Source organism: Flavobacterium sp. (genome assembly GCF_044373165.1).
Classification (GTDB): domain Bacteria; phylum Bacteroidota; class Bacteroidia; order Flavobacteriales; family Flavobacteriaceae; genus Flavobacterium.
The window spans coordinates 1-9,557 of sequence record NZ_JBILQL010000088.1 but is presented as its reverse complement, the minus strand read 5'-3'; the positions used below and the strand labels follow the sequence as shown (position 1 = coordinate 9,557).

Sequence of the window (9,557 nt, the reverse complement as noted above, 5' to 3'; positions counted from 1 at the left end):
CGTTAAAACGATAGACCAATTGAAAATAAAAAAAACACCCGTTTAGATGAGCGGGTGTTTTTTTTATGGTTATTATGGAATGTAACAATGTATCAATGTGTGAGTACTTGTGGTGTGTTTGATCTAATGAACTACCTAACGCGAATCTAGCCCCGATAGGAGTGGAAATCCTCGTAGAGATTGTAACGGATAGCGGGAGCAGGAGTGAAAGAAAGACCAAAGGTGTGCTCCTACTTAAAATGTTTCTTTTAAGTAAGTTTGATTAAAACCCTAAAATCAATTTGGCTATAGAAAAGTAAATTAAAATCCCGCAAATGTCATTGCTGGTGGTGATGAATGGTCCGGTGGCCAAAGCCGGGTCGATGCCAAACTTGTTGAGCAATAACGGAATTGAGGTTCCGATAAGCGAGGCGATGATAATTACCGAAACCAAAGCTACGGTTACAATTAATCCGATTTTGGTTTCCACGCCTAATAAAAAATGGCTGCCTAAAAACAGGATAGAGGCCAAGATCACACCATTTAACAAACTCAATGAGATTTCTTTGAGCAAACGGTTAAAGATCGAACCGCTGATGGATTGATTGGCCAAACCTTGTACAATAATCGCTGATGATTGTACGCCAACGTTTCCGGCCATCGCGGCAATAAGCGGTGTAAAGAAGAAGAGTTTGTAATGTTCTTTCATGGCACCTTCGAAAAGTCCGAGCATTTCTACAGAGATGAATCCGCCTAAAAGGGCTAAAACCAACCATGGCAAACGCGCTTTGGTGAGTTCAATAATGCTGTCGTCGGCCTCTACGTCTTGTGAGATACCTGCCGCTAACTGGTAATCTTTGTCGGCTTCATCTTTAATCACGTCTACGATATCGTCGATGGTAATTCTACCCATTAATCGGCCCATTTCATCTACTACGGGTATGGCTTCCAAGTCGTATTTCTGCATGATGCGTGCCACATCAGTATTAGGCGTGTCAACCCTTACGTAATCTACTTTTTTGATGTATACTTGACTGATAGGTGTTTTGGTGGAAGTGGTTAACAAGTCTTTTAACGACAAGCGACCTTTCAAACGGTTTTCATCATCAACGACGTAAATCGAGTGAACGCGGGTTACGTTTTCTGCTTGGATGCGCATTTCTTTAACGCAGGTTAGTACGTTCCAGTTTTCGTTGACTTTTACCAGCTCTTTCCCCATCAAACCTCCGGCAGTATCTTCGTCGTAGCGCAACAAATCGACGATGTCTTTGGCGTGTTCTACGTCTTCTAACTCCGAGATTACTTCTTCTTTTTTGCTTTGCGAAAGTTCCGCTATAATGTCGGCGGCGTCATCAGTGTCTAATTCGTCGAGTTCTTCTGCAATTTCTTTGGCAGAAAGGCCTTGGAGGATTTTCTCGCGCAGATCATCTTCGAGTTCCGGTAAGATTTCTGCGGTGATTTCGCTGTCTAAAATTTTGAAAATATAAGTAGCTTCTGCGATTTCCAATTCTTCGAAAATCTCGGCAATATCAGCATGGTGCAGGTCGTTGAGCAATACTTCCAACTCCGCATCGTTTTTGGAGTGGATGAGTTGCTCAATTTGTGCTAAAAGTTCTTTGCTGATTTTAAACTGCATTGGCTTCTATTTTTTGGGTGAGTTCGATAAACTGTTCAACGCTGAGTTGTTCCGGACGGAGGTCAAAGATACTATCTTCTTTTAAATTATCTGACAAATTAAAGGATTTTAGACTGTTTCGCAGGGTTTTTCGGCGTTGTTGAAATCCGGTTTTAACGACTGAGAAGAACAGCTTTTCACTGCAAGGTAAGGTAAAATTGGCTTTTCGACGCAAACGCAAAACACCGGATTTGACCTTTGGTGGCGGATTAAACACATGTTCATGTACGGTAAACAAATACTCTGCCTCATAAAAAGCTTGGACTAAAACCGACAAGATGCCATAGGTTTTACTGCCTTTTTTTTCACAGATGCGTTCGGCTACTTCTTTTTGAAACATTCCCGTGAACTCCGGTACTTGCTCGCGCAATTCCAAACACTTAAAGACAATTTGCGATGAAATGTTATAAGGAAAATTGCCGGTGATGGCAAAAGGTTGGCCATTGAACACTTCGTTGATGTTGTACTTCAAGAAATCTTTTGAGATAATCTTTCCGTGTAATTTAGGATAGTGAGCATTGAGGTAATCGACCGATTCCGTATCGATTTCGATGACGTAAGTGGTAATGGGTTTGTCTAACAAATATTTGGTCAGCACACCCATACCCGGACCGATTTCCAATACGTTATCGTAGCCTTGCAACCCTAGTGTGTCGGCTATGTCTTTGGCAATGCTTTCATCGGTAAGGAAATGTTGCCCGAGGTGTTTTTTGGCTTTTACTTGGCTCATCTTAATGATCGCTTATCAATTCCAATTCCGTTCGGAATGCCAACATTTTGTCGCCAAACAACCGAAGCCCTTCTTCTCGTAATCTGGGTGCATCTTCCTCATAATAGCGTTGCAATGTTTCTTTACTATTAGTGGTATATTGGATGGAATAAGTGGTGCCGCCCATTTCTTCTTCGATTAAAACCTTCACCATACGAGCGGCTGAAAACTTTCCGGTAGCCAACACGTCTTTAATATGTTTTTCCTGCATCCATTGCATCCATTGGTCGTGTACGCTTTCGTGTATGTTGATGGTAACGTTGTAAAGTATCATGGGATTTTAGATTTTTGATTAACGATTTTAGATTTCAGAATGATATCTCTGTTTTCTGATCACTATAAATTAGTATCACCGCGCAGTTTTCGGTATTTGTTCCTCGAGTCGACAAAGTAAATGCTGTCCTCGTGCTTGAAGATGATTTCCTCATACAAAGGTTTTGCTTTTTCAGCATCTTTGAGAGTCACATTGTAAATTTCGGCCGAATAGAACAAAGCTTCATCACGGTAAATACAGTCTTTGTGGTTGTTTAGTATGTTGGTATAATTTTCTAATGCTTTGGTGTAATCACCCATTTTTTCATAGGTTTTTCCAAGACGAAGTAAAGTCACCGGTTCGATTTCTTCTCCTTTGTGCTCTTTTAAAATGAGTTGGAATTGCGCTAAGGCTTCCGGTTTTTTGTTTTGATACAACAAGAAATCGGCACGGGCCAATTTTTTCAAAGCTACTTGGGTTGAGTCTTCCACCGTATTATCGCTGATGAGCAAGAACAAATCTAAGGCATCGTTCGCTATCAATTGAGTAGAAGCCGATTTGAGGACTTTCAGTTGGTGGGAAGCCCATTCAAAATCACCTTTGTAGTAACTGGTTTTGGCTGTTTTGAGTTGTGCTTCTTGTCCGGTAACATCGCCGCTCATGTCTTCGCTAACTTGCGAATAGTAAATCAAGGCTTGGTTGAATTTTTCTTCAAACAAAAGAATATCGGCCAATTGCATTTTCAAATCGGCCAACTGGTAACGATTCACCGGCATTTCCATGGCATTTTTCAAAATGGTTTTGGCTTTTTCGGGATTGTTCAAATGAAAGGCGGTAAAATCAGCTTCCAATTCCAGCAACTCCAAGGTATACGGACTTACCCCGAATTCTTTGATTAATTTGTCTAAACTGGCTGTAATCTCTGCGTAGTCTTTTGCTGTGGCTCGTTCAATTTTCATGTCCAATAAATAAGAATGCGCTTGAATAAGCAATTCCAAATCGTTGGTATTTTCCAAAACGAAGGTCAAGATTTCCGAAGCCGAATCCTGGTCGTTGTCGCTCATAGCCATTTGAGCCAAATTGACTATGTTGCTGAACGAATCTGGGTTTCTTTTGTAAATGGCTTTTTGTTGGATAAAGGCTTTGCCGTATTCTTTTTGTTGGACAAAAAACCAGCTCAAAAAATCGTTCCAAAAGACATCCTGGGTTTTTTGCGCTCTAAGCAGTAAGGCTTTTTTGAGGTTATCGTTAAAAGTAACATCGGCATCTTCAGTCAAGAATCGCGACAACTGATTTTGGATGATGGGTAAGTTTTGCGGATTTTGATAGGCTTCCAACAAATAAGTTTCTATCATCAAATCGGTTTCGCCTTTTTGACCGTAAATCATGGCCATTTGAAAGTTAAAACTCAATTTTGCGTCGGTTGCTAAAGCCGTTTTATAAGCCAAAAGAGCGTAATCAAACAACGCTTTTCTTTCAAAAGTATACGCTAATCCGTAGGCTTCCGGAGCGTTTTTCTTGATTTTGTCAATGGCTTGATCGTAATATTTATTGGCCTTTTCCTGGTTTTTCTGCAATTGATAATTATACCCCAATTCTATCAGTAAGTTGTTTTGACGGTATTTGTCTAATCGGGCTTGAAGGGCTTTTTCAGCTTTGTCATACTGTTGCAGTTGTTGGTAACATTCAATTACTTTTTGGAAATAATTGGAGTTGCCTTGTTGGGTTTTCAAGAGGTCTTCATAACTCACTAAAGCTTTTTCAAATTCGCCCCGGTCAAAGTAATTGTTGGCCAATTGCTCATTTTGAGCGAAGCCCCAAAGTGATATAAAACAAACGATAACAGCAAGCAATTTTTTCATGACTCAGTAAAACAACAATGTACTAAAGTAACACTTTTTGTGTTCGTTTAGTACATTGTTTGCTAAAGATTAACGTTATTAGTTAATGATGTCAAAACCGGTGTAAGGTCTTAACACTTCCGGGATAACAATACCTTCCGGAGTTTGGTAATTCTCCAGGATTCCGGCCAACACGCGTGGCAAAGCCAAAGAACTTCCGTTTAAGGTATGAGCCAATTGGGTTTTGCCGTCTTTTCCTTTGAAACGCAATTTCAAACGATTGGCTTGATAGGTTTCGAAGTTAGACACCGAAGAGATTTCTAACCAACGATCTTGCGCGGTTGAAAACACCTCAAAGTCGTAGGTCATGGCCGATGCAAATCCCATATCGCCACCGCACAAGCGTAAAATGCGGTATGGTAATTTTAGTTCTCTTAGTAATGTTTTTACATGGTCTACCATGCCATCTAAAGCTTCATAAGAATTATCAGGGTGTTCGATGCGAACAATTTCTACTTTGTCGAATTGGTGTAAACGGTTCAAACCCCGAACGTGCGCGCCCCAAGAACCGGCCTCTCTTCGGAAACACGGCGTATAACCGGTGGCTAAAATCGGCAACTCTTTTTCTTGTAAAATCACATCGCGATAAATATTAGTCACCGGAACTTCAGCGGTAGGGATTAGATACAAATCGTCTTTGGCATCATGGTACATTTGTCCTTCTTTATCGGGCAATTGTCCGGTGCCGTATGCTGAAGCTTCATTCACCAAGTGTGGTACTTGGAATTCTTGGTAGCCGGCTTCGGTATTTTTATCTAAGAAATACGAAATCAAGGCACGCTGTAGTTTGGCTCCTTTGCCTTTGTACACGGGAAATCCGGGTGCGGTGATTTTAGTGCCCAATTCGAAATCGATGATGTCATATTTTTTAATCAAATCCCAATGCGGTAAAGCGCCTTCGTGCAATACCGGTATGTCGCCTTCTTGAAACACGTTCAAATTGTCATCGGCTGATTTTCCTTGCGGGACTAAATCGGCCGGAGTGTTGGGCAACAAATACATTTTTTGTTGTAATTCGTTGGCATAACCTTCGAGTTTTTCGGCCAATTCTTTGCTTGTTTCTTTGAGTTGACTCGTTTTTTGTTTTAGGATTTCAGCTTTGGCTTTTTCACCGTTCTTCATCATTTCACCGATTGCGGATGAAAGTTTGTTGGCTTCTGCCAAAGTATTATCGAGCGCCACTTGGGTGCTTCTTCGGTTTTCATCTAATTGGATGGCCTCTTCTACAATGGCGGTAGCGTCCATGTTTCTTTTGGCTAAAGCGGCCAGCACTTTTTCCTTATTTTCTCTGATGTAACTAATTTGTAACATGTCGGTTTTCTTTATAAGCACGCAAATTTAATGAAATGTTTGATAAAACCTTTGGGATGCTTAAAAACTTGCATTGTAATCCGATCACAATTAAAGTGTTCGGGTTTTATTTTATCAATTGTTTGGCATAAGCTTAATTCAATTATTGTTATATTCGCAGCAATTCAATTGCTTACTATGAAAAAGCTATACGTTTTACTGTTTTTTTTGACTATTTCATCGGTTTTTGCCCAAAAGGATGTTTTAGAAACCAACAATATTGCAGCCGTTGAAATGAGATCGGCTTCACGAACCATGAACTTTCAAGCCAATGCCAATACGCTCAATTATGATGTGACCTATCATAAGTTAGAACTTACTGTTGATCCGGCAGTTTATTTTATCAGCGGAAAGGTGACCACTTCATTTACCGCCTTGAGTAATATGAATACCGTGACTTTTGATTTGGCCAATGAGTTGGTTGTTACCGCTGTCAAACAAGGAGCGACTAATTTGAGTTTTGTACAGAACGGTAGCAATGAGTTGGTGATCACACTTCCAAACACTTTAACCACCGGAAATTCGGCAACGGTAGAAATGATTTATTCGGGAGCGCCGCCACAAAATGCGTTTGAAGCTTTTGCGATAAATGTGCATTCGGGAGCTGCCGGAATGTGGACATTATCCGAACCCTACGGTGCGCGTGATTGGTGGCCTTGCAAACAAGATTTGAGCGATAAAATTAGTTCGACAGATGTTTATATTACGGCTCCCAATCAGTATGTAAGTGCTGCTAACGGTGTGGAGCAATCTCAAGTAGTAAATGCTAACGGTACCAAAACGACTCACTTTCACCATGGTTATCCTATACCTGCATATTTAATAGCTTTTGCGGTAACCAACTATCAAGTATACACTCAAACTGCGGGAACGGCACCTAATACCTTTCCGATAGTGAATTATATTTATCCGGAAAGTTATACTTCTGCTGTGACTGCTTTGGATCAAACGTTGCCAATAATGAATTTCTTTGAGACAACATTTGAACCTTATCCGTTCAGAAATGAAAAATACGGCCATGCTCAATTTGGTTGGGGAGGAGGTATGGAGCATACAACGGTTTCATTTATGGGGAATTTTAGCCGCGGTTTAATTGCACATGAATTGGCTCACCAATGGTTTGGCGATAAAATTACTTGTGGCACTTGGAAGGATATTTGGTTGAACGAAGGATTTGCTACTTATTTATCCGCTTTGGTGATTGAGCACTTAGACGGTCCTAATGCTTTCATTTCACAAAAAGCCGGGATGGTTAGTTTTATAACTTCCAGTCCAACAGGTAATCTTTACTTAACAGATGCACAACTGACCGATGTTGGAAGGATTTTCAACAGCCGCATAAGTTATAATAAAGGCGCAATGGTTTTGGAAATGTTGCGTTTTAAAATGGGTGATACTGCTTTTTTCCAGGCCATTAGAAATTATTTGGCGGATTCGAATTTGGCCTTTGATTATGCGGTAACCACCGATTTAAAAGCACATTTAGAAGCCGAATACGGACAAAGTTTAACAGAGTTTTTTAACGACTGGGTGTACAATCAAGGATATCCGACTTACAGTATCAGTGTTCAAAATTGGGGTTCGGGTCAGGCTCGTTTTGTAGTCAATCAAACCCAATCGCATACTTCGGTAAGCTTTTTTGAAATGCCTATTCCGGTTAGGGTTTTTGGCCCGAATGGCGAGACAGCTGATTTGGTTTTAAATAATACTTCCAATGGACAAGAGTTTATAATGAGTGTTCCGTTTGAGGTGACCAATATTCAATTTGATCCAGAAGTGCATTTGATTTCCAGAAACTCGAGTGTTACTTTGAGTAATGAAATATTTTCGTTAGACCGGGCAGTAGTATTGTATCCTAACCCAAGCAGTGCCGATTTGCACATTCAGATGCCTGATACTATGGTTTTAGAAAAAGTGGTGGTTTACAATAGTTTAGGACAAAAGGTTTTGGAGAATACCAACTTAGATTTTGAAGTAAGTGGCTTGTCAGCGGGAGTTCATTATATAGATATTCATACTTCTAAAGGAACCTATCATAAAAAATTCATAAAAAAATAATCAAAGACGAATAATATATGCTAGAGTAAGGTGAAAACCTTACTTTTGTGCGTTTAAAAGAAATGACAGTTTAACACATGGAAATTGCAATCAAACTTTCTCAGTTTTTACTGAGTTTATCAATACTTATCATTCTTCACGAATTAGGCCATTTTATTCCGGCTAAATTATTTAAAACTAGGGTAGAGAAGTTCTATTTATTTTTTGACATCAAATATTCATTACTCAAGAAGAAAATCGGAGAGACCGAGTACGGTATCGGTTGGTTGCCTCTAGGCGGTTATGTAAAAATTTCCGGAATGATTGATGAAAGCATGGATACCGAGCAAATGGCGCAAGAACCACAACCGTGGGAATTCCGTTCCAAACCGGCTTGGCAACGTTTGATTATTATGTTGGGTGGTGTTACAGTGAATTTTATTTTGGCCTTCATCATTTATATTGGGATGACTTTTTACTATGGGGAAAAATACATTAAAAGTGATTCGATAAAAGATGGTATTTGGGTAACAAATCCGGTAGTAGAAAAGGCCGGAATAAAAACGGGTGACAGGATAGTATCTATTGACGGAAAAAAAATAGAGCGGTTTACACCTGCGATCAGCGGCGCTATTTTGATGTCAAATAAAGTTGTAGTCAATAGAAATGGGTTGGACAAAGAAATTGACTTACCTGAAAATTTTATAGGACAATTTATAGATGAAAACAAAAAAAACATCATTGTACTCAGAATGCCTTTTGTTGTTGGCGGTTTTGCTGACGATTCAAAGAATAAAGCACAGCTTAAAGAAAAAGATATCATTGTTTCATTAAACGGAGAGAAGTTTAAGTATTTTGATCAAGCGGCTCCTGTTTTAGAGGCGAGTAAAGGTAAAAAGATCAATGCTGTTGTGATCAGAAATCAAAAGGAAGTTCCGGTAGTTGTAGAAGTAAACAACAAGGGTAAACTTGGAGTGGGTTTGGCTTCATTAACGGAAAGCAATTTAGAAAAACTGGGCTATTATAAATTTACCATTGAAAAGTATGGCTTTCTTGAATCTATACCGGTAGGAATTGATAAGGGTAAAAGTCAATTGGTTGACTATTGGCAACAATTAAAAAAAATATTCAATCCAAGTACCGGAGCCTACAAAGGCGTTGGCGGGTTCCACGCCATTTACAATGTTTTTCCTGATAGTTGGAGTTGGGAAGTGTTTTGGAGCATTACCGCTTTGCTGTCAATTATGTTAGGCGTTATGAATTTGTTGCCTATTCCAGCTTTAGATGGAGGTCATGTGATGTTCTTATTATACGAAATGATTTCGGGTAAAAAACCAAGTGATAAGTTTATGGAAAAAGCGCAATTGGTTGGCTTTGTACTACTTATTTCACTTTTGTTGTTTGCCAACGGAAACGACATTTACAAAGCTATAGTCGGCAAGTAATTTTTTTTGAAATTTTATTCGTTTTTATTTGCAAAAAATAAAATTCGTTCTATCTTTGCAACCGCTTAAAAGATATAACATCTTCCTCCTTAGCTCAGTTGGTTAGAGCATCTGACTGTTAATCAGAGGGTCCTTGGTTCGAGCCCAA

The 9,557-nt window shown here is 39.6% G+C and carries 7 protein-coding genes; 2 read left to right on the top strand and 5 right to left on the bottom strand.

Translation table 11 applies throughout. The annotated features are described in order from the left end of the window. Positions 1-262: 262 nt before the first annotated feature. The 5 genes from mgtE to serS all read right to left on the bottom strand — a co-directional run bounded on the left by mgtE (position 263) and on the right by serS (position 5,888). Positions 263-1,615, bottom strand: coding sequence for a magnesium transporter (mgtE, locus tag ACIQ32_RS10245; RefSeq protein WP_396195599.1), 1,353 nt, complete (start codon positions 1,613-1,615; stop codon positions 263-265). Continuing rightward, positions 1,605-2,384, bottom strand: a complete 780-nt coding sequence (gene rsmA, locus ACIQ32_RS10240; protein WP_396195598.1) for a 16S rRNA (adenine(1518)-N(6)/adenine(1519)-N(6))-dimethyltransferase RsmA — start codon at positions 2,382-2,384, stop codon at positions 1,605-1,607. The genes mgtE and rsmA overlap by 11 nt, the downstream gene beginning before the upstream one ends. A 1-nt stretch (position 2,385) precedes the next feature. Then, a complete protein-coding gene (locus ACIQ32_RS10235; protein WP_396195597.1) occupies positions 2,386-2,697 on the bottom strand; it encodes a DUF4286 family protein in 312 nt (103 codons plus the stop codon). A 62-nt stretch (positions 2,698-2,759) separates the two neighbouring features. Continuing rightward, complete coding sequence (locus ACIQ32_RS10230; RefSeq protein WP_396195596.1) at positions 2,760-4,538, bottom strand: tetratricopeptide repeat protein; 1,779 nt, start codon at positions 4,536-4,538, stop codon at positions 2,760-2,762. A gap of 78 nt (positions 4,539-4,616) precedes the next feature. Continuing rightward, entirely contained in the window at positions 4,617-5,888 is a 1,272-nt protein-coding gene (serS, locus tag ACIQ32_RS10225; RefSeq protein WP_396195595.1) for a serine--tRNA ligase, read from the bottom strand. 177 nt (positions 5,889-6,065) lie between these two features. Here serS and ACIQ32_RS10220 point away from each other — a divergent pair, with 177 nt between their 5' ends. Beyond that, positions 6,066-7,985, top strand: a complete 1,920-nt coding sequence (locus tag ACIQ32_RS10220) for a M1 family aminopeptidase (RefSeq protein ID WP_396195594.1) — start codon at positions 6,066-6,068, stop codon at positions 7,983-7,985. Positions 7,986-8,062: 77 nt separating this feature from the next. Further along, positions 8,063-9,409: an RIP metalloprotease RseP gene (gene rseP / locus ACIQ32_RS10215; protein ID WP_396195593.1), complete on the top strand. Its 1,347-nt coding sequence runs from the start codon at positions 8,063-8,065 to the stop codon at positions 9,407-9,409. Positions 9,410-9,557 lie beyond the last annotated feature (148 nt).

Coding starts and splice junctions, on each gene's coding strand:
- mgtE (WP_396195599.1), bottom strand. CDS start 1,615: ATGCAGTTTAAAATCAGCAAAGAACTTTTAGCACAAATTGAGCAACTC.
- rsmA (WP_396195598.1), bottom strand. CDS start 2,384: ATGAGCCAAGTAAAAGCCAAAAAACACCTCGGGCAACATTTCCTTACC.
- ACIQ32_RS10235 (WP_396195597.1), bottom strand. CDS start 2,697: ATGATACTTTACAACGTTACCATCAACATACACGAAAGCGTACACGAC.
- ACIQ32_RS10230 (WP_396195596.1), bottom strand. CDS start 4,538: ATGAAAAAATTGCTTGCTGTTATCGTTTGTTTTATATCACTTTGGGGC.
- serS (WP_396195595.1), bottom strand. CDS start 5,888: ATGTTACAAATTAGTTACATCAGAGAAAATAAGGAAAAAGTGCTGGCC.
- ACIQ32_RS10220 (WP_396195594.1), top strand. CDS start 6,066: ATGAAAAAGCTATACGTTTTACTGTTTTTTTTGACTATTTCATCGGTT.
- rseP (WP_396195593.1), top strand. CDS start 8,063: ATGGAAATTGCAATCAAACTTTCTCAGTTTTTACTGAGTTTATCAATA.